We start from the raw sequence: 18469 nt of genomic DNA on the forward strand, positions 1-18469 counted from the left end.
ATGTTTACTTCGCCGCTTCCTCAATAAGTGTGGCAACGTCCTGCGGATGAGAAACCATCACGACATGGGATGCGCCCTTGATCACCACGGTGTGTTTTGAGCCCGCGCGTTCAGCCATGAATCGCAAACCCTGGGCGGGGATATTTTTGTCGCCGTCACCGTAAATGAAGTAAGAGGGCAGTTTTTTCCAGGCAGGTGCCCCTGACTTTTCAGTTAAAGCCGCTTCGGTAATCGGTCTTTGCCCTGCGGCCATCAGCGCCGCCTCTTTAGCTGAAACGTCATGTGCGAATTGCTGGTGGAACTTCGCCTGGTCGATGGAGAGATCGACGCTACCATCAGCCAGCTTCACCGGTGCGGCGAGCGCCTGGCCAAGCGTGCCGCCAGGGAATTTTCCGGCCAGGTCGGCCGCCGCTTCACCGGCATCCGGAGCAAATGCGGCGACATACACCAGCGATTTCACATTGTTTGTATCACGGGCCGCGTTCGTAATGACCTGGCCACCATAGGAATGGCCGACAAGGACGACCGGTCCCTTAATATTGTTCACCACGGAAGAGACGTAAGCCGCATCAGTCGAAACACTGCGCAGCGGATTCGCCGCAGCGACGACGTTATACCCGTCCTTTTGCAGGATTTGGGTAACGCCATTCCAGCTAGAAGAGTCGGCAAAGGCACCATGAACCAGGACAACAGTCGGCTTAGCGGTTTCTGCGATAGCGCTGGCAGACAGCAAAACGGTGGCAACGGCAAGGGTGGCAGCAAATTTGGACATGATCGTTCCTCTTTTCAATTCAGTTTAAAGGCTATGCGTGTGTTGGTTGCGGCCTGTCTGGAACAGGCCACCTTGTTAGCTGCGAATAAAGGCCAGTACGTCAGCGTTAAAGCGATCGGCTTCTGTCTCCGCCAGTCCATGTGAACCGCCGGCATATATCGTCAGCGTCGCATTCGCGACGATCTCAGCGGCGCGGTGTGCGGATGCCTTAATGGGGACAATCTGGTCGTCGTCGCCATGAATAATCAGGGTAGGGCGATCAATCTGTTGCAGGTCGTGTGTGTAATCGACTTCAGAGAACTCATGGATGCAGTCATATTGCCCCTTAATACCGCCCTGCAGGCCGATTCTGCGGAAGTTTTCCCGTAACCCGTCATTGGTGGGGACATGGTTACGGTTGAAGCCATAGAACGGAACCGTCAGGTCGAAGTAAAACTGTGAGCGGTTTTTGGCCGTGCCTTCGCGGATGGTATCAAACACCTCCATCGGGGTGCCGTCAGGATTGGCATCCGTCCGGAGCATCAGAGGAGGGACAGCGCCGACCAGAACGACTTTAGCCACACGTGAGGTACCATGACGACCGATATAATGTGCAACTTCGCCGCCCCCTGTTGAGTGACCCACTAAAATCAGATCCTTCAGATCCAGCGCCTCAATCAGCTCAGCGAGATCGTCCGCATACTGATCCATATTGTTACCGTGGAAAGTCTGGTCCGAACGCCCGTGGCTGCGACGGTCGTGTGCGATGACCCGGAAACCCTTCTGGCTGAAAAACAGCATCTGCTGATCCCAGGCATCAGACGATAACGGCCATCCATGAGCGAAGAGGATAGGCTGACCTGAACCCCAGTCTTTGTAGAAAATGCCTGTTCCGTCTGTGGTAGTGAAAGTTGTCATTTCGTTCTCCTGTCATGTGTTGTGTTATTAGTTTGTGTGCGACTTGTTTGTGTGCAAATGAATATGGCAGCCCTTTTTGCCTTTGTCAATCGCTTGCAATTAAATCGTATGCAAATTATTTTAGAGGGACTGGAGGACATATGACTAAACACACTACTTCCGAGGATTCCCTGCCCGATGTGCACGGCATGCTCTGTTTCTCTCTTTACTCAGCGGGACATGCTTTTACCCAGCTCTATCGTCCCATGCTCGATAAGCTTGGCCTGACCTATCCCCAGTATCTGGTGATGGTCACCTTGTGGAATCAGGATGGGCGAACAGTGAAGGAACTGAGTGGAATTCTTTTTCTTGAGTCCAGCACGCTGACCCCTTTACTGAAACGGCTGGAGACTGCGGGGTTGATCACCCGGACACGCAATCCGAAGGATGAGCGCGAAGTGCTTATCCACCTAACGGAGAAGGGTGAGGCGCTGAAAAGCGAGACCAGCACTATCACGCGCTGTATTGTGGATACCCTTGGGATGGACGCCGACATCATTGCTGACATCAAAGCATCAGTTGATAAGATCCGTGACAAGATCCACCGTGCGCAGAAATCGGACGCCGATGACCTATCCTGATTGAGGCGGATTCGGGTTCCTGATAAGTGTACGTCTGGTGACTGACAAGACAGGTACCGGGGAGTAACTTTGCTTTAACTGCCGGGGTGGGCGGGTGCAATGTCCGCTGCGCCCCGAAGCGACTCTTCAACAGCGTTCATGCACTGCTGTAAAGAATATTGACTTACCCATTGTTGTTTATTCACTGGCGGTTCAGTTTTGGCAATAACACAAAAAGCAAAAATGACAGTAAGAACATGGCGGTGACTGACATGGCAAGAGGGGTGAGCCCACCCGTAATAAAATGTCCAGTTATGAGTGACCCCAGCGCAGTCGTTATGAAGGTGAGGAAAATCATAAGCGCAGATCCTCTGGCATCATTACTGCCTGCAGAAACGATACCCCTGTAGAAGGCGACGGGGCCCCTTAACCCCAGCGCAAAACCCATTGGCGTAAAGAGTATGGTCATAACAAAAGCCCGGCTTCCGTTCAGGAAACCATATCCCGATAGCGCGAAGGCGCTGAGCAATGCCATAAGCGTGCCGGCAAGAATTACTTTTTCATGGCTAAAACGTTCAGCCAACCCCGGAGAAATGTTGGCGGCGATGATGTAACCTCCTACGTTCAACATTTGCATAAGGATGAAGTCATTCAGGTTCCCGCCCATGGAAAGGATAATGACGCTTGGTGCTCCGAATACGAACGTTATCAGACCGCCAACGGCCAAAGCCTGGCTCAATGCATAGCGAAGATAAACAGCATTTTTCAATAATTGTACGTACGTTCCAGGCGTGTACTGGCCTGGGTTTCGTTCTGGTCCCTTTGCAAACCTTATCATTACAGCTAAAACCATCGTCAGTACGCCCAGAGAGATAAACGTGATTCTCCAGTTAAAGAACTGCAGGATAAGTGTACCTACTACAGGGGCTATCGCCGGAACTAATGCCTGTATGCTCCCTAACAATCCAATTGCCCGGGCTGCCTTCCGATGAGGAAACAAACCTCTAACAAATCCAGGGATGAAAACTGATGCTGCAGCAGAAGCCATCCCTTGTATAAATCGTAATATTAAAAGAAGTGTTATTTCTGGAGCATACGCGCAACCAAAAGAAGTTAGTGAAAATAAAAGTAGCGCAAAGAAGAGCATCCTGATTTTGCTGAAGCGATCGGCCAGGTTACCAAATAGTAATAAACCACAGGCATTACCTGCTACATATATGGAGAGTATCCTTTGTGATATCTCCGATGAGGTATTAAAGACTGTAGCAAAAAGTGGAATAGCAGGCAAAACCATATCGGTGCCGGCGGCGGTAGACATCGCACAGAGTATTAGATACAAAAATGTGGTCATGTTATTTCATATTCGATGTAATGAGCGCTCATGCCTGTTGTTTAAATGTATGTCTGGGATTATCACCCCGTAAGATTGGCTTTGAGTTGTTTCTTCAGCGGTAGCGAGGCAAAACATGCGTCAATAGCATTGATATTGCAAACCAGAAATTCTTCTGTGTCCCATCCAAAAACATGATGTAATAGTTGATATTCTTTATCCAGTGAGGTGTTGGCAACGGTTCTGGCATCAGTATTAATGCTTAATGAAATGCCTTCACGAAAAAGCGCATTAACAGGGTGCTCTTCAATGGAAGGATAAATATTACAGACAATGTTACAACCCGGGCAAATCTCCAGATGGATATGCTCTTCAAGCAACCGATCTAGTGTCGCTCTGTCAGCAATGCTTCTGACGCCATGTCCGATGCGAGAAACTTTCAGTTTATTAAGCGTTTCATTTACGCTGACGAAATCCTTAGCCTCTCCTGCATGTGCGATACAGTTGCCTCCATGCTGGCGTACATAATTAAACGCCTCAACATGGTTATCCAGCGGGTAGCGGGCTTCATCAGCTGCAAGGTCAAGCGCGACAACCCCATAATGCAGGTATTTTGTCACCAGTCTTGCCGTCTCAAGGCTCTGTTCTGCCGTAAAATGACGCAGTGTACATAATATTAAATTGGCTTTGATATCAAAAATATGGCTATTTATCTGCATGGCATCCAGGACGGTTTCAATGACCTCTTCAGCCGTAAGATATTGATTAAGATGTAAGAGTGGCGCAAAGCGTAACTCAGCATAAATTACCCCATCAGCATGGAGTTGATCAAACATGTCTTCGACGGCCTGACGTAATGCAGTGTGGGTTTGTAATAAGCTCAGCTGCGGAGAAATTCTTCTTAAAAAATCTCCCAGGTCAGTACATTGACTCGGTGCGATAAAATTCGACTGAAATACTTTAAGATTCAGTGCAGGCATCAGCATTTTTGCGCAATGATAGCTAATACAAGTATCCAAATGAACGTGAAGCTCAATTTTCGGAATCCTTCGGGAATTAAAATGCATCTAAAGTTCCTCTATACATCATTGCGGAGTCTGCGAGTAACGAGAATAATTTCTCTTTGAACATACCACTTTTTATTTTAAGTATAATTCTGGCATTAGGTGCTTTCCCTGTAAGGTTTGTCGCATCGATAACATAATGTCCATACGATGACTCACATTTGTACTCCACCCAGGAATAACGGGAAAACGCCTCCTCAACAATATCAGGAAAAAGCGCTACTGCCATGGTGGTGGGGTCTGGCAAATCAAAACCCTTGCGTACCGTTCGGCCTGCATTAAACTCCATCAAGGATTTGTTGCATCTTACGGCGAACTGACCCAAGGGGCTCAGTTGATTGAGGTATGCTATATCATCTTCATTAATGAAAGCTTCTCCCATGCCTATTTCCCACCCAACGACTGTCATAGGGAGCCCTGATTGCATCACTATATTAGCGGCTTCCGCATCAACAAAAAAATTGAACTCAGCCAGAGGCGTGATATTTCCCGAAGTAAGGCCGGCACCGCCCATGATATAAACATGTTTAATTTTTTTCGCAAGCGTTGGTTCCTTCAGTACTGCCATTGCCAGATTAGTCAGAGGTCCCAGGGTAACGATCTCAAGTTCACCTTTGAATTTTTCTGCATAAAGAAGAATCGCATCTACCGCATGAAGTGATTCCGACTTTAGGGTGGTGGGGGGATTTTCCATATTACCCATACCATCTTTGCCATGAATATGGTGAGAAGTGAAGTGGGTTTTAAAAAGCGGCTTTGTCATTCCGGAAAATACAGGAGGAGCATATGTTCCGGCTTTTTCAATACTCACTAATGCGTTTTGAACACACTGTTCGATCTCACAGTTACCAACGACTACTGTGATTGCTTCAACCCTAACGGTACGCTCTCTGAGTGCCATCACAATAGCGACTGCGTCATCAGAAGCGGTATCAGTATCAATAAGTAATTTTCTCATAGTATTTCTCTCAGTAAGGAAGCTTGTCACGAGATAAGATGACGAACAATGCATCCAAAAAAAAGGACATCTATCTCTTTTTAGTGGACATGCCAGTCGGTCTCGCTTCAATAACGATTAGTATTCTGAGCGCTAACTTCGCTAAGATATTTGTGAAAAATCGCGCGCCATAGTTTTTATATATGGTTAGTGCTTTTATAAAATAAAAAACTTGTGATTAAAAAAGGCTTCATATAAATGAACCATCTTCCGATGGCGTTGAAAGCGGCTGTGGTAGAATGTGGTGCGAAGGTTATTTGCAGATTACTCTGGCTTTAATAATTCACTGTCTTTCACTATAATCGTTTTATTCTTGAGTTCTATGATTTGATTTTCTTGTAACTCTGCTAAAACTCGATTGAGATGTCTCACCGAAATGGAAAGAAATGAGGCGACCAATTCTCTTCGCTCAAGCCTGATAACGGAACCATGTTTATTATATTCATTCATGAGGTAATTTGACACTCTCTGTAATGAACTTAAACACATAGTGGTTTTTAATTGAGAAGAGATGAATAATTTATTTGCAAGTTGTTTGCAAAGAAAACGAAGAAAAACTGGCTCATTTAATCCAATAGTATTTATATAGTTAAGTGAAAAATAAACTATCGTTGACGTCTTAAGGATCTTTACTGTACTCAGATTTCTGCTGGTGCTATCATGTTGGAAAATTTCAATGGCACCAATCACAGAGAGAGGTTCTTCTATACAAAAAGTAATATCTTTACCATCTTTAGATAAATGCTCTATTTGTACCTTACCTTTAATTAAACAGTAAACTCCCGATGGGGAATCTCCTTGGTGGAGTAAAATCTCTCCCTTATTAAAAATCAGTAATTTAGCTCTGCTGAGTATGTCATCTGGTAAAATGAATTTAAGTTTAGAGTTCAGAATGTCAGAATGTGATAAATCTATTTGTAATGATTTCATAAAGGTGACTCAACGCTTTGTTTGTGAATTATTATAGATTGCGCATGAAATAATCTCAAGTCATATGCCTGGCATCCCCAGGTTAACCTGTCAGCGATGATATTTCTGGCGCATCTATACCATTTTGTCAAATCGTCATCAACTCTTATAATAAAACTCCTTTCGAAAAAAGGACATGCGTCCTTTTTTTTCGATAAAGCGTTTTTTATACTCCAGGTAAATGGTCTGAGAGTTATTTTATTTGGGGCGGGTTTATGCATTCAGCAACCACTATCGTTACTTTTAGCGGCAAGAAAATTGATTTTCTTAATCTCAGTATAAATGATATAGATATAATTGATATCGCTAAGGGCTTGTCAAATGAATGCCGTTTTGGTGGGCAATGCGAAAGTTTCTATTCAGTGGCTCAGCATTCCGTTCTGGTAAGTTATTTAACGCCAGTGCATTTGGCTCTGGAAGGGCTTCTTCATGATGCCACCGAGGCTTACATAAAAGATTTCCCTTCTCCTTTAAAAAAATGTATGCCGCAGTATATAAACCTTGAGAAAGAAATTGAGTCATTGATCAGAGTGAAATTTAATATTTCCTCCTGTAAAGCCTCAGAAGTTAAGCATGCTGATCGGATCATGCTCGCTACTGAAGCGAGGGATCTGGGTATGGAAAAGGTATTAGACTATCCTTCCCTGCGAGATATATTACCATCGGTTATAATTAAAGTCGTTCCGATGCTACCGAAAGCTGCATTTAGTGCATTTCTTGAGAGATTCGCCGAATTAATAGAGCGTTAAGATGTTAGTCTGCGAATTCACATATAATCACGTGAATTTTTGCTGCGAGGGAGATTGACTTCACCATTAAAAATCTGAAGAAGAGATTTTTGATGTTGTTTTTTTATCTTCATCTGTTCAATGACTATTGATTCTTTTTCACTTTATAAGGGCATTACCTGAACACGGAGCACGCGGATGGCGTTAAGAGAGATGTAACGTATTATATTGGGCGCTACAACGTTTGCTTTTGAGAATAGAAGTCCGCTCTCCCTGTGGCGTTCAACTCATCGTCACAGGAAGATTGGCGTGTTTATCGTGCTCTCTAAATACCAGAATCATTTCTGGCGGGGAAGAGACCGGAAAGAGCAGTAGTACCCTACAGATGCTATAAGGCAGAGCATATACCCGAATGACTCGCTGCCTTCCTCCACGACATTTTTGACTACCCTGACGTAGCTTTGATCAAGTATCGCGTACCATAACCCGTGCATTCCAAACAGTCGGGAGAAGACCAGGACTGCCAACAGACCACTGAGCATCACGCCGTACCACGGGGTACGGGTATAGTGTGCGAGTTGTGTAAGGGTAAGACGATAATGGATAACGGGATAAAGCAAAGCACAAACGGCGGAAAGCAGTGCAAACCATACCCAGCTTCCGTGAGCCAGAAGATCGAAAAATGCATCCAGTTCTCGAATCAGCATGGAGAGGAAAAAGCCGCCAATCAGGATGTTGCAATAGCGCATGAATGCCCATTTCTTCGCCAGCAGGAAGTGTATAAATACGATGCCCCCTAAAACTGATTCCTGCACAATTTCGGTCAGCGATATCTCCGGTATATCCAGGTTAAATAAATAGATATCCGCCCACAGGCAAATCACGGGCACAGAGCAGGCTGCTGACGCGAAAAGAAAGAAGAAAAAGCTTTTGAGCACAGACATTAACACCACCACTTTCATTCAAAACACCTATGATAAGTGGCTTCGAACGAAAATCTATTTCACTTTGTGCGCTATAGGCATGAATTTTAAGCATTTTGAGCTACTTAGCGAGGGCGCATTACCTTTCCACCTCAGACTTCAGCCTTGCATCAGAAATCCAGGTGGAAAGTCGCCTGAGCGATGTAATCCCATGCCACACGAGTTCAGCCTCTGGTTGAGCAGTCACGCGCATACGATGACCCATCGTCAGACGGGTATCCACCCTCAAAAGGGGCGGTATGCTTTAGCTAAACAGGGCGTGAATACGCTGTTCCAGCGCCTTAATTTTCATAGCCATTCAGCCGTCCGGGTGTTTAATTGGTTATAATAAAAAATAAAAACTTTGCTTAAAAAATTTTTCTGTGCCTAAATAGCGTCATCGGTTTGGAATACAGACCTTATTAAAGCAGTTTAGTAAAGCAGTCCTCAGTTCAGGTGTTATCAATAGATACTCTTCTTCGTGAGCCTCCTCCTAAGTGCCAAATAAGTTACTCTCTAAATACAGGCCATCATCGCCGCGCTTAGTGGCTCAAAAAATAAGGAATTATCTATGTCTAATAAAATGACTGGTTTAGTAAAATGGTTTAACTCTGATAAAGGTTTTGGCTTTATCACTCCTGACGACGGCAGCAAAGATGTATTCGTACATTTCTCTGCTATTCAGAGCGACAGCTACAAATCTCTTGATGAAGGCCAGAAAGTGTCCTTCACCATTGAAAATGGCGCTAAAGGCCCAGCAGCGGGTAACGTTTCTCCGCTGTAAGTCGCGCACATTGTCGGTGAGCCTTACGATAGCGATGAAGACGCGAGTCTGAGCAGTTAAGCTTCACCGATAATAAAAAACCCGCCAAGTGCGGGTTTTTTTATGGCTTCAGGATGGTGATAGGCTGTCTATTATTCCGTTTGACCGGCCTGTTTACAAAAAAGCTTAACCTTCACCCGGAGGTGGGGTGCGGTCCCGAAGGCTGTGTTCCTGTGATAAGCGCCAGAAATCATGTCCTGCCGGATACTGATATAAGCGGAGCGAGAACTGACCGGCGACAGCGGTGATGTATTCAAATATCGCTGACTGAGTATTCTCATACTCCATCCACAGTACGGAAGAGGTAAAGCAATAAATTTCCAGGGGAATACCCGACGGCGTAGGCTTCAGCGTTCTCACCACAATATACATATCTTTGATAATATCAGGCCGATCGGCGAGCCAGGCCATCAGGTAGTGCCGAAAGAGCGTTAAATTTGTCAGGCCATTATCCATAAACCAACTGTCCGGTACGCCCATGGGATCACGCCCGTCGATGAGTTTTGCCAGTGGTTCATTCGTGCCGCGCAGGGCCAGCATCGGGGCCAGCGTTTCCTGCGTGAGAAATGTAACGGAGTGCTGATCGATAGTGGTGCTGCGCATAATCCGGCGCGCGCCTGACGAAAACATGGCCTGCCAGTTGGTATACGTTTCGGTCAGAAAGTTTTTGGTCGGGATACGCGAAATCGTGTTATCCCAGTTACGGATAGTAATGGTGTGCAGCGCAATGTCGGTTACTTCGCCACTCAGGTTTTTATCGGGCATTTCAATCCAGTCCCCCAACTGCAGGACGTCATTTGACGAAAGCTGGATATTGGCAACGAGCGAAAGCAGGGTATGCTGAAAGACTAACATCAGCACGGCCGCCACGGCCCCGAGGCTGGAAATAATAATCGCGGGGGATTTATTCGACATGACGGCAAGGATCATGATCGCGGCAATGACGTGAATAAATATTTTCCCTATCTGGATATAGCCTTTGATAGAGTGATTTTTACGCTTCGTCTTGCGTAAATATGAGCTGTTGACAATATCCAGCATCTCATTGAAGAAAACCGACAGAAAAATAAAGAATAAAATCCCACAAATGGTATTTATTGCCGTCACCAGCGATGCAGGCATATTGGGCATAAACTGCAGGACGTAATAAACGATAATAACCGGAATGAAATTCGACAGCTTTTCGGCTATGCGACGATCTTTTTCCAGCGGGACATCCTGTTTATGGCTGGCAAAGAAGACCTTACGAACGATTTTTATGAGCAGGAATTTGCACATCAGGTGCGCAAAAAAACCTGAGATGACTAACAGAATAAGATTAAATCCAATGGCCAGAGCCGGATTGCTTTCTATAAATGTTAATAAATAATCCAAGTACACCATCGCTTATCGCCTGAATAAGTATGCCATTTTGTATCGACCTTATTCAAAAGATAAATACAAAGATTTAACCAAATCATATAATGGCATATCCGGTACAGACAAGTCCACGACCTGAATCCTAAGTCGCACAGACCTATTTTGTTTCGGTCGGCAACTTTATTTCCAGAACCGTTCCAGGCAATAAAAGCAGACGATGCCCACCTTCAGCATCTGGATCGCTAAAACATATATCCTCTCCCTGTTCGGTATCGAAGCAGGGAGAGGGGCGTAACATTCTCTGCAGAAGTGGAAGAGGGTGGCACGCCGCGTCGCGCTTAGTCGTGGATTTTTACACCCAGACACCCGCGAACAAACTCAGGGTTAAAGTGTTTAACCGCATCGCCAACATAGCCTAAGTCGAGCGAACTGATTTGCGCCATTTCGGCATCGGTCAGAGAGAAGTCCCAGATAGACAGGTTCTCTTCAATCCGGTTCTGGTGCGTGGATTTAGGAATGACGGTAACGCCACGTTGCACATTCCAGCGCAGAATGATCTGAGCGATGGTTTTTTGATGCGCTTCGGCAATCCCCTTGAGCATTTCATTTTCGTACGGTTTGTGCCTTCCGCCGCCAAGTGGTGCCCAGGCTTCTGGCTGAACGTTGTAATATTTCATGGTCTCGAGTGCGTCAGATTGCGCAAAGTAAGGGTGTAATTCCACCTGATTTACCATGGGCTTAATTCTGACCGTTTCACAGAAGTTGGTGAGCACGTGGGCGTAGAAATTAGACACGCCAATCGCTTTTAGCTTTCCGGCATCATACGCATCTTCCAAAGCCCGCCACGCGCTGAAATAATCGCGCATTGCCTGATGCAATAAGTAGAGATCGAAATAGTCTAATCCCGATTTTTTTAACGAGGCCTCAATACCTGCTTTGGCGGTCTCGTAGCTTGCCATGTCCTGCACCCACAGCTTAGAGGTAATAAATAACTCCTCGCGGGTACACAGACCTTCAGCGATGGCTTCACGAACGGCATCGCCCACGGCGTCTTCATTGCCGTACACTGCTGCGGTATCAATGAGGCGATAGCCTGTACGAATGGCGCTCAGCACTGACTGTTTACATTCTTCTTTATCGGTGACCTGAAAAACACCAAAACCCGCCATCGGCATTCTGAGGTTGTTGCTTAATACTGTATATTCCACTGAAGAGTCCCTCCACCCTGTTTAGACACCATTCAAAAGTATAAACAGAACCACGACGAACCCGTGGTAATCGTCTTTATTCTTTCAAATCGCTGATTACGCTGGTCTACACCCTGTCGGGAATAAACCAGAATGACATCTGATTACTGAACCGTATAACCGCCATCAATTGCCAGAGCCTGTCCGGTGACGAAGCTGGCATCGGAACTGCATAACCATAAGACGGCGCGCGCGATCTCTTCGGGCTCGCCCAGGCGACCAATTGGCTGCAGCTTCATGAGCTCGGCCATCGCATCAGGCTCGCTGTTCAGCATATTTTCGACCATTGGCGTGCGGATAATGCCGGGACAAACGGCGTTGATCTGTATTCCACGCGCGGCATATTCCAGCGCTGCGCTTTTGGTCAGCCCGAGGACGCCATGCTTTGTCGCATGATAAACGCCGCGCCCGGCAATGCCGACCAGCCCGCCCAGAGACGAACAGTTAACGATAGCGCCACTTTTCTGACGGCGCATTTGTTGCAGCTCATATTTCATGCAGTTCCAGATACCCCGCAGGTTAATCGCGTTGACGCGATCAAACTCTTCGCCGCTGGCATCTGCGGTTTCTGCAATGGGGCTCTGAATACCGGCGTTGTTATAGGCGGCGTCGAGCTGACCAAACGCCTGTACTGCATTCTCAATCATGCGTCTGACCTGCTCTTCGTCAGTCACGTCGCAGACGACGGGTTTCACGGTATACCCTTCAGCCAGTAGCGCATCCGCTTCGCGAGATAACGCATCCTCGCGAATATCCGCCATCACCACCGTTGCGCCAGATTCGCAAAATGCCCTGACGGTCGCGAGCCCCATACCGGAAGCCGCGCCGGTGACCAGCGCCACCTTGCCACTAAAATCATACTTAACCATTTGATACCTCTTACCGTGGAATCACGTGCAATGAAGACGTCTCACGTTGTGTAAAAGTATTCTGCGGGAAATGTGATGTTGTTAAAACTGACTAAATCAAAATGCAGTAATGAGGAATTTTCATAAATTAGATAGACTGCTTCTCGTACAGCGCAGGCGGCCGTCATTTATAATGAACACCATACCGCCAGAACGCTTTTCGTCTGAAGAGACAGTGTATTGGGATGAATCAGCCACCCATTTTCCGGATATCAGAGGCCCAGATTGGCACGAGAAAATCTTAATGACTTAATGGCTTTTATTGCCGTTGCGCGCGAAAAAAGCTTCACCAAAGCTGCGGCCCAATTAGGCGTATCGCAGTCAGCCCTGAGCCATACTATGCGTACCCTCGAATCTCGTCTGGGGATGAAACTGCTGACTCGCACCACGCGCAGTATTGCGTTAACCGATATTGGTCAGTCCATGCTGGATGACCTGGGGCCTTACATCGATGGTATTCAGGGTCGTTTGCAGTCCCTGAAAGATCTCAACAGCAAACCCGCGGGTACGGTGCGCATATCAACGTCAGATTATGCAATCGGGTCTGTTATCTGGCCGAAGCTGGAACCGCTGCTTAAAGAATATCCTGACATTAGTCTGGAGCTGATTGATGACTATGCCTTGACGGATATTGTTTCCGGGCGGTTTGATGTAGGGACCCGTCTGGGGGAACAGATCTCCAACGGCATGATTTCCGTGCGTATTGGCCCGGATGTCCGTTTTGCCGTGGTCGGCTCACCTGATTATTTTTCCCGCAATCCTCAGCCGCAGCACCCTAACGATCTGATTGATTACAACTGCATCAACCTGCGGTTTCCTACGCATGGAAATTTATACGTCTGGGAATTTGAAAAAGAGGGTAAAAGCCTGAACGTGAAAGTCACTGGCCAGCTGGTCTTTAGCCGGATCTATCAGTGCCTTCAGGCTGCAGTGGAAGGGTACGGCCTGGCGCATGTTCCGCGTGATATCGCAGAAAAGCATATCGCCCGTGGGGAGCTTATTAGCGTGCTCGACGACTGGTGCCCCTACTGGGATGGCTATTATATTTACTATCCCGAGAACCGAAATCTATCGAAAGCATTCCAGCTGGTGGTCGACGCGCTACGCCATTACAAACATCCCTGAAGAGAGACGTTTGTCAGCAACGCAAAGCCAGGCCCCTCATCCGGTGCCTGGCGTTTACAGTTGCGTGGCTAAACGTCAGGCTGGATCCCTGCCGGCAAACACCTCTTTAAAGACCGGCATCGCCGAGAAAACATTGGGCCAGCCCGCAACAAAGGCCAGTTGCGTCAGGACTTCGGACGCCTGGGTCCGGGTTAAACCATTGTCCATGGCGCGGTTGAGATGGTAAGGAACCTGGGCCACCTGGCCGGCAGTGACCAACGCGCTGACCGTGATCAGACTTCTGTCCCGTGGCGCCAGTCCGGGCCTGAGCCACAGGTTCTGGAATAGCGCGTCGGTCGTGTATTTCACTACGCCCGGCGAGACCTTGCCAAAGTTTGATTCAACCAGCGTGGCACGCTTGTTTTCCGACTCTTCATCCAGCGGCAGGAAATCCACCTTTCCGCCTGGCAAGGAAGCGGTATCGATATGGCGTTGAGCAAACAGCTGACGCGTGATCAGCGCCGCAGAGGTGGCGTTCGGCCAGCCGGCGTAAAAAGCCAGGTGGGTGATTGTCTCTGAGATTTCCGCAGGTTTTACGCCGCTGTCCAGCGCCACGTTGAGGTAGTGGGGAAGTTCCGCCGTATCATTGCGGCTGATCAGCGCTGCAACCGTCACCAGGCTTCGATCGCGTCGCGACAGTTCCGGGCGATTCCAGAGATCTTTTTCAATAAACTGTTCTGAATAGGCAGCCATTGCTGGCGCGACCTGGGCTACAGCGTCCCGTGAGTCTTCCGGTTTCATTGTCGAACTCCTGTTTTGAGTAGTCTGGGAGACACATCCGTTAATCAATAAGAGTGAAACGATAAGCAGGGCGGTTCTGTTCAGCATTAATGCCCTCCGGCCTGCAGGTACTGCGCATCGCTGACTTTTTCAAGCCAGTTCACGTTTTGTCCCTGCTCATTCGATTCCTGAATGGCCATATGCACCATCGTGGTTTTATCCGTTGCGCCGTGCCAGTGTTTAATCCCTGGCGAGCATTGAATGACATCCCCGGCGTGCACGGTTTTTCGCTCCTGCCCCCACTCCTGCACCCAGCCCGTCCCGGACGTGACCACCAGTGTTTGCCCAAGCGGATGGGTATGCCAGTCGGAACGTGCGCCGGGCACGAAGGTGACATACGCGGCGCCTGTTCTTTGCGGGGCGACAGGTGAGAAGAGGGGGTCAATGTAAGCACGTCCGGTAAAGTGGTCAGCGGGTTCGGCAATCGTCGCGCGACTGCCCGTTTCAGACACGGTCATTTGAGCTGAAGGGGTGGTTTCGCTGTGTGCGGACATACCTGCAAATAACAATAGTGATGCTGCTACAGAGGTGAAACGGATCATCATGCTCTCCTGTTGTGAATGAAACGGCAAACGCGGTACCGGGAAAAAGAGAAGGGGATAAATGTGTTGTGATGAGATTTGCCGGCTGTGCCGGAAATACATATTCGGGCGGCTACTTATCCGTCAGTAGCTCAAATCGGGCAGTATATTCAGCAGGTGATACGGGCAAGGCATCCGGTTCGTCTAATTGCCCCAGCGTAATTAATCCCGACGCATATCCGTGTGCTTTGTAGAAAATCGCCAGATTTCCCCACGGGGCATATAGCGTGATATCACCCTTAGCGGCCGCGGTACCCGCAGGTGCGCCGGCCGTGGACAGGCGGCGAGGAAGATCGCCGATTTTCTCTTCCCCGGCATAATCTTTCAGCTGCAGCGTGAGGGGCAACAGTGCGATAAAGTCACGACTGGTTTGGCTGCTATTTAACGTTGCGGTCAGCGTCTTGTCGTTAAGTATAATTTTTATCTTCATCGGGTTTTCCTGTATGAGTTCGTTGCGCCAGCCGGCATTCGTCTGCAGTCATTGGCAACTATTCTTAACAGAAATAAACCGCGTGTTAATAGGCGTTATCAGAATAGAAAAATGAATAAATTTCATTAATCCGGTCCGGGAAGCAAAATGTTTGTTATCGGCAGATACAGGCCTCAGGGTCTGGCAACGTGGCGTAACCAGTGCCCAACGCCTTCAGCAGCAGCGTCAATTGCGCCGGCCAGATAACCCGAAAATTGCGGTGACCATTCGCTGGCAATCCCGGTTAATTTATCAGCCCATTCTTCCTGCGCCGGAATCTGTTGCGGCTGTGCGTGCCCGACGTCCTGCTGCAGGTCAAATTTTGTCGTCGTAAACGGATCGGCGGCCCAGTCTTTTATCCACTCGGCTTCAGGCTCTGCCGCGTCTTCTCCGAAGAGTCGCACCAGTTGCTCCCGGCACAGTCGCTTGAGTTCGGCCTCGCTCACCGTCCATCGCGATTTTGCCGGTACGCCAATAAAACCAAAGATAGCCGTTTTGCCTGTATCGGGCTCTGACACATCGTGAATTTCAACCATTGGACCCACACGGCTGCTTACATCACCGCAGAGATGCTGTGCCTGCAAAAAGTCGGTCTGGTACAGGGCGACATATTTTGCGTGAGGCGCCATCCAGGTTGGCGTTTTACGCCAGTGTGAAAGTACCCGCTCCGGCAATGCCGGCTCGAACGTTATTTTTGCTGCCAGCGCGGGAGGCAGGGCGAGGAAAACGTGTTCACCGGTGAAAAGTGAGCCTTCGCCCGTTTCGGACTGCGTCGCGACCTGCATACCCTCGCCGAGAAGGGAAATGGAAACCACCTGATGGTCTGACTTAATCTTCTGCGCCGGGATCTGGCGTGTTAATGCGCTCGTCAGCGCCTGCATTCCACCCTGAAGCCTGAACGACTCCGGTGATGTCACATAGGCAGGATAACGTTGCGCAGGGGACGTCGTCTGGCGTTCATAAAGCATATCCCCCGGTCGCCCCTGAGGGAGAGGCGTTAATCCAAGTTGATGAACCAGGTGTGCGAAGTCAGGCTGAATTTCCGGCCAGAACCAGGTCGCCCCCATGTCCACATGAACCCCATCAGGCGTGTTTGCTAACACCTGACCTGAAAGTACGCGACCGCCGGTTCTTTTCCTCGCTTCCAGTATCACGTAATCCACTCCCGCTTTTTCAAGCAGTATGCCTGCATACAGGCCGCTGACACCCGCACCAATGATAATAACGCTGCCTTTCATGGTATCGCTCCGGTCAGTGTGGTCGGGCTGAGATGTCCCGTTTTAAGATAAAAAAGTGCCCCAGAGGCGGCGGCCGTCAGCGCCGGCAAATCGCCTTCAGGAAATCTGAGCCAGCTTCCTTTCAGGTAACGAACTTCCGGTGCGCTGATTTCCCCTTCGAGAAGCAGAAGCTCGGCTCCTCCGGCGAGCGGAGCGCAGAAGAGTCGTTCACCCGGTGCGATCCTCTGAAGCTGAGTGGTTTCCGCTACGCTTGCGAACAGGGGACAAATGAGTCTGTGCGGCTGGCCGTGCCAGCGACTCGCCTCGTTGGTATTGATCCTGACCGGTTCCTGTTCTTCGGCGGAGAACTGGCGCAGCTTAACGAAAAGGGTGGTGCCGTCACGACTGGACGGTCGATGCGACGAGCCGTCCGGGCTGCGCAGATACCAGCCAGCCGGATAATCGGTTCCGTTTTCCGTAAAGGTACCGCTCAGCACCAGAATCTCTTCTCCGCCGGGGTGGGTGTGCTCAGGAAACACAGAATCAGGAGCATACCTGACAAGGCTGGTTGCGCGGGCCTGCTCGTGGCCAATGCGATCAAGCATGACGCGCTCCACACCAGGTTGCGGGGAAGGCACCCAGCGGTAGTCATCAGGAGTAATGATGGCTCGCAGTGAAAAATCAGAATTCAGTAACATCATAGTCAGTCATTAAACGGCACCGCAGGCGGTGCCGTATGCAGGTTTATTTTGTTGGCAGGTTGTCAAAAACATCCAGAGCCCGGGCGGTATAGGTTAACGCAGCACCGGCGTTCAGACTGATGGCAACGGAAAGCGCTTCAGCTATCTCTTCACGCGTTGCGCCTTTCTTAACCGCAGCTTCCACATGTACCGCCAGGCAACCATCACAGCGAGTGGTAACGGCAACAGCCAGCGCAATCAGTTCGTGGGTCTTGGGATCAAGGTGCTGATTTTCAGAAGCCCCTTTATCCATCTGCTGTAAGCCTTTCATAAATTCAGGCTGCAGTCTGGCAAATTTCCCGACGGTGGCCAGCAGGCTGGTGCGATATTCATTCCAGTTTAAAAACATTCATAGCTCCGGTACGTGTAGGTTTCAGAAAATGCCCGTTACAGGACGTCGTAAATGCGGATTTCAGGCGCGCTGTTCAGATACGGTTTCAGTGCTTCAACGACGTCCTGGGTGAAAAGCGGACTGCTGAGATACGCCTGTGCCTGGGACACGGTTTTAAATCCGTGCAGGACCTGTACGTCCTCGTCACGAACAAGCAGTTCTTTAGAGGTGACACCGTCGATGGTGGTCAGGAACGGGGTTTTGTATTGCTGGTAGACCCCGGCGGCTGCCGCACGGTTTTCATTACTGATATCAAGGCTGATTTGCAGATAAGCCATCGTTCTCTCCTTCGCTCAGGGTTAAGGCAAGGCGGCCGGATAAGGTACCGGCCTGCTTTACCGTTCGTTGAGGGCGATTATGAGAAAGCCGGTTATCTTCAACAAATCAGTTAATCTTGCGTTGCAGAAAAGAAAAACTATGTCGGACGTCTGAAGAGAGAAGCATCATGCCGGTACGCGATGACCCTTGCCGC

General features: G+C 48.7%; 21 protein-coding genes. 4 read left to right on the top strand and 17 right to left on the bottom strand.

What is annotated here, in order from left to right; translation table 11 throughout:
• Positions 1-4: 4 nt before the first annotated feature.
• Positions 5-772: an alpha/beta fold hydrolase gene (locus AM410_RS18110; RefSeq protein WP_073397331.1), complete on the bottom strand. Its 768-nt coding sequence runs from the start codon at positions 770-772 to the stop codon at positions 5-7.
• 75 nt (positions 773-847) lie between these two features.
• Positions 848-1669, bottom strand: coding sequence for an alpha/beta fold hydrolase (locus AM410_RS18115; protein ID WP_073397329.1), 822 nt, complete (start codon positions 1667-1669; stop codon positions 848-850).
• 140 nt (positions 1670-1809) lie between these two features.
• On the opposite strand from AM410_RS18115, the gene AM410_RS18120 reads away from it, so the two are divergent.
• Positions 1810-2289 carry a MarR family winged helix-turn-helix transcriptional regulator gene (locus tag AM410_RS18120; protein ID WP_108648193.1) on the top strand — a complete coding sequence of 160 codons (480 nt, stop codon included), beginning with the start codon at positions 1810-1812 and terminating at the stop codon, positions 2287-2289.
• 181 nt (positions 2290-2470) lie between these two features.
• On the opposite strand, the gene AM410_RS18125 is transcribed toward AM410_RS18120, so the two are convergent.
• The 4 genes from AM410_RS18125 to AM410_RS18140 form a co-directional block, all read right to left on the bottom strand.
• Entirely contained in the window at positions 2471-3619 is a 1149-nt protein-coding gene (locus AM410_RS18125) for an MFS transporter (RefSeq protein ID WP_073397327.1), read from the bottom strand.
• Positions 3620-3681: 62 nt separating this feature from the next.
• Positions 3682-4665 carry an adenosine deaminase gene (add, locus tag AM410_RS18130; RefSeq protein ID WP_040017659.1) on the bottom strand — a complete coding sequence of 328 codons (984 nt, stop codon included), beginning with the start codon at positions 4663-4665 and terminating at the stop codon, positions 3682-3684.
• Positions 4655-5620: a nucleoside hydrolase gene (locus AM410_RS18135; protein WP_044867516.1), complete on the bottom strand. Its 966-nt coding sequence runs from the start codon at positions 5618-5620 to the stop codon at positions 4655-4657. Before AM410_RS18135 ends, add begins: the two co-directional genes overlap by 11 nt.
• A gap of 303 nt (positions 5621-5923) precedes the next feature.
• Positions 5924-6589: a Crp/Fnr family transcriptional regulator gene (locus tag AM410_RS18140; RefSeq protein ID WP_052955247.1), complete on the bottom strand. Its 666-nt coding sequence runs from the start codon at positions 6587-6589 to the stop codon at positions 5924-5926.
• 254 nt (positions 6590-6843) lie between these two features.
• Between AM410_RS18140 and AM410_RS18145 the strand changes: the two genes are divergently transcribed.
• Positions 6844-7377, top strand: a complete 534-nt coding sequence (locus tag AM410_RS18145) for a hypothetical protein (protein ID WP_073397326.1) — start codon at positions 6844-6846, stop codon at positions 7375-7377.
• Positions 7378-7694: 317 nt separating this feature from the next.
• Here the strand turns inward: AM410_RS18145 and AM410_RS18150 are convergent, their stop codons facing one another.
• Positions 7695-8300 (bottom strand): transporter, encoded by a 606-nt coding sequence (locus AM410_RS18150; RefSeq protein ID WP_073397467.1) that lies wholly within the window; start codon positions 8298-8300, stop codon positions 7695-7697.
• Between the two features lie 589 nt (positions 8301-8889).
• On the opposite strand from AM410_RS18150, the gene cspE reads away from it, so the two are divergent.
• On the top strand, positions 8890-9102 hold the full coding sequence (cspE, locus tag AM410_RS18160) for a transcription antiterminator/RNA stability regulator CspE (RefSeq protein WP_014170400.1): 213 nt from the start codon (positions 8890-8892) through the stop codon (positions 9100-9102).
• A 165-nt stretch (positions 9103-9267) separates the two neighbouring features.
• Here the strand turns inward: cspE and AM410_RS24195 are convergent, their stop codons facing one another.
• The 3 genes from AM410_RS24195 to AM410_RS18175 form a co-directional block, all read right to left on the bottom strand.
• A complete protein-coding gene (locus AM410_RS24195; protein ID WP_020882422.1) occupies positions 9268-10524 on the bottom strand; it encodes a mechanosensitive ion channel family protein in 1257 nt (418 codons plus the stop codon).
• A 314-nt stretch (positions 10525-10838) separates the two neighbouring features.
• Positions 10839-11708, bottom strand: coding sequence for an aldo/keto reductase (locus tag AM410_RS18170; protein ID WP_073397323.1), 870 nt, complete (start codon positions 11706-11708; stop codon positions 10839-10841).
• 143 nt (positions 11709-11851) lie between these two features.
• Positions 11852-12616 carry an SDR family NAD(P)-dependent oxidoreductase gene (locus AM410_RS18175; protein WP_014170397.1) on the bottom strand — a complete coding sequence of 255 codons (765 nt, stop codon included), beginning with the start codon at positions 12614-12616 and terminating at the stop codon, positions 11852-11854.
• A 264-nt stretch (positions 12617-12880) separates the two neighbouring features.
• Here AM410_RS18175 and AM410_RS18180 point away from each other — a divergent pair, with 264 nt between their 5' ends.
• Positions 12881-13780 (top strand): LysR family transcriptional regulator, encoded by a 900-nt coding sequence (locus AM410_RS18180; RefSeq protein WP_108648195.1) that lies wholly within the window; start codon positions 12881-12883, stop codon positions 13778-13780.
• Positions 13781-13855: 75 nt separating this feature from the next.
• Here AM410_RS18180 and AM410_RS18185 read toward each other — a convergent pair whose 3' ends face one another.
• The 7 genes from AM410_RS18185 to AM410_RS18215 form a co-directional block, all read right to left on the bottom strand.
• On the bottom strand, positions 13856-14647 hold the full coding sequence (locus AM410_RS18185) for a carboxymuconolactone decarboxylase family protein (RefSeq protein WP_083599684.1): 792 nt from the start codon (positions 14645-14647) through the stop codon (positions 13856-13858).
• The gene (locus AM410_RS18190; protein WP_236900082.1) at positions 14647-15144 is read right to left on the bottom strand and encodes a (R)-mandelonitrile lyase; all 498 of its coding nucleotides are present in this window, start codon (positions 15142-15144) and stop codon (positions 14647-14649) included. The genes AM410_RS18185 and AM410_RS18190 overlap by 1 nt, the downstream gene beginning before the upstream one ends.
• A gap of 109 nt (positions 15145-15253) precedes the next feature.
• Positions 15254-15610 carry a cyclophilin-like fold protein gene (locus AM410_RS18195; protein WP_020882425.1) on the bottom strand — a complete coding sequence of 119 codons (357 nt, stop codon included), beginning with the start codon at positions 15608-15610 and terminating at the stop codon, positions 15254-15256.
• Between the two features lie 173 nt (positions 15611-15783).
• On the bottom strand, positions 15784-16887 hold the full coding sequence (locus AM410_RS18200; RefSeq protein WP_108648197.1) for a flavin monoamine oxidase family protein: 1104 nt from the start codon (positions 16885-16887) through the stop codon (positions 15784-15786).
• Positions 16884-17567, bottom strand: coding sequence for a cupin domain-containing protein (locus AM410_RS18205; RefSeq protein WP_108648198.1), 684 nt, complete (start codon positions 17565-17567; stop codon positions 16884-16886). Before AM410_RS18205 ends, AM410_RS18200 begins: the two co-directional genes overlap by 4 nt.
• Positions 17568-17610: 43 nt before the next feature.
• The gene (locus AM410_RS18210; protein WP_014170390.1) at positions 17611-17955 is read right to left on the bottom strand and encodes a carboxymuconolactone decarboxylase family protein; all 345 of its coding nucleotides are present in this window, start codon (positions 17953-17955) and stop codon (positions 17611-17613) included.
• A 38-nt stretch (positions 17956-17993) separates the two neighbouring features.
• Positions 17994-18275, bottom strand: a complete 282-nt coding sequence (locus AM410_RS18215; protein ID WP_108648199.1) for a hypothetical protein — start codon at positions 18273-18275, stop codon at positions 17994-17996.
• Between the last annotated feature and the right edge of the window lie 194 nt (positions 18276-18469).

Source organism: Enterobacter cloacae complex sp. FDA-CDC-AR_0164 (genome assembly GCF_003071645.1).
Taxonomy (GTDB): domain Bacteria; phylum Pseudomonadota; class Gammaproteobacteria; order Enterobacterales; family Enterobacteriaceae; genus Enterobacter; species Enterobacter ludwigii.

What these genes read in the sequence shown, in the direction of transcription:
- AM410_RS18110 (WP_073397331.1), bottom strand. Translation starts at nt 772, where the DNA reads ATGTCCAAATTTGCTGCCACCCTTGCCGTTGCCACCGTTTTGCTGTCT.
- AM410_RS18115 (WP_073397329.1), bottom strand. Translation starts at nt 1,669, where the DNA reads ATGACAACTTTCACTACCACAGACGGAACAGGCATTTTCTACAAAGAC.
- AM410_RS18120 (WP_108648193.1), top strand. Translation starts at nt 1,810, where the DNA reads ATGACTAAACACACTACTTCCGAGGATTCCCTGCCCGATGTGCACGGC.
- AM410_RS18125 (WP_073397327.1), bottom strand. Translation starts at nt 3,619, where the DNA reads ATGACCACATTTTTGTATCTAATACTCTGTGCGATGTCTACCGCCGCC.
- add (WP_040017659.1), bottom strand. Translation starts at nt 4,665, where the DNA reads ATGCATTTTAATTCCCGAAGGATTCCGAAAATTGAGCTTCACGTTCAT.
- AM410_RS18135 (WP_044867516.1), bottom strand. Translation starts at nt 5,620, where the DNA reads ATGAGAAAATTACTTATTGATACTGATACCGCTTCTGATGACGCAGTC.
- AM410_RS18140 (WP_052955247.1), bottom strand. Translation starts at nt 6,589, where the DNA reads ATGAAATCATTACAAATAGATTTATCACATTCTGACATTCTGAACTCT.
- AM410_RS18145 (WP_073397326.1), top strand. Translation starts at nt 6,844, where the DNA reads ATGCATTCAGCAACCACTATCGTTACTTTTAGCGGCAAGAAAATTGAT.
- AM410_RS18150 (WP_073397467.1), bottom strand. Translation starts at nt 8,300, where the DNA reads ATGTCTGTGCTCAAAAGCTTTTTCTTCTTTCTTTTCGCGTCAGCAGCC.
- cspE (WP_014170400.1), top strand. Translation starts at nt 8,890, where the DNA reads ATGTCTAATAAAATGACTGGTTTAGTAAAATGGTTTAACTCTGATAAA.
- AM410_RS24195 (WP_020882422.1), bottom strand. Translation starts at nt 10,524, where the DNA reads ATGGTGTACTTGGATTATTTATTAACATTTATAGAAAGCAATCCGGCT.
- AM410_RS18175 (WP_014170397.1), bottom strand. Translation starts at nt 12,616, where the DNA reads ATGGTTAAGTATGATTTTAGTGGCAAGGTGGCGCTGGTCACCGGCGCG.
- AM410_RS18185 (WP_083599684.1), bottom strand. Translation starts at nt 14,647, where the DNA reads ATGCTGAACAGAACCGCCCTGCTTATCGTTTCACTCTTATTGATTAAC.
- AM410_RS18190 (WP_236900082.1), bottom strand. Translation starts at nt 15,144, where the DNA reads ATGATGATCCGTTTCACCTCTGTAGCAGCATCACTATTGTTATTTGCA.
- AM410_RS18195 (WP_020882425.1), bottom strand. Translation starts at nt 15,610, where the DNA reads ATGAAGATAAAAATTATACTTAACGACAAGACGCTGACCGCAACGTTA.
- AM410_RS18200 (WP_108648197.1), bottom strand. Translation starts at nt 16,887, where the DNA reads ATGAAAGGCAGCGTTATTATCATTGGTGCGGGTGTCAGCGGCCTGTAT.
- AM410_RS18205 (WP_108648198.1), bottom strand. Translation starts at nt 17,567, where the DNA reads ATGATGTTACTGAATTCTGATTTTTCACTGCGAGCCATCATTACTCCT.
- AM410_RS18210 (WP_014170390.1), bottom strand. Translation starts at nt 17,955, where the DNA reads ATGTTTTTAAACTGGAATGAATATCGCACCAGCCTGCTGGCCACCGTC.
- AM410_RS18215 (WP_108648199.1), bottom strand. Translation starts at nt 18,275, where the DNA reads ATGGCTTATCTGCAAATCAGCCTTGATATCAGTAATGAAAACCGTGCG.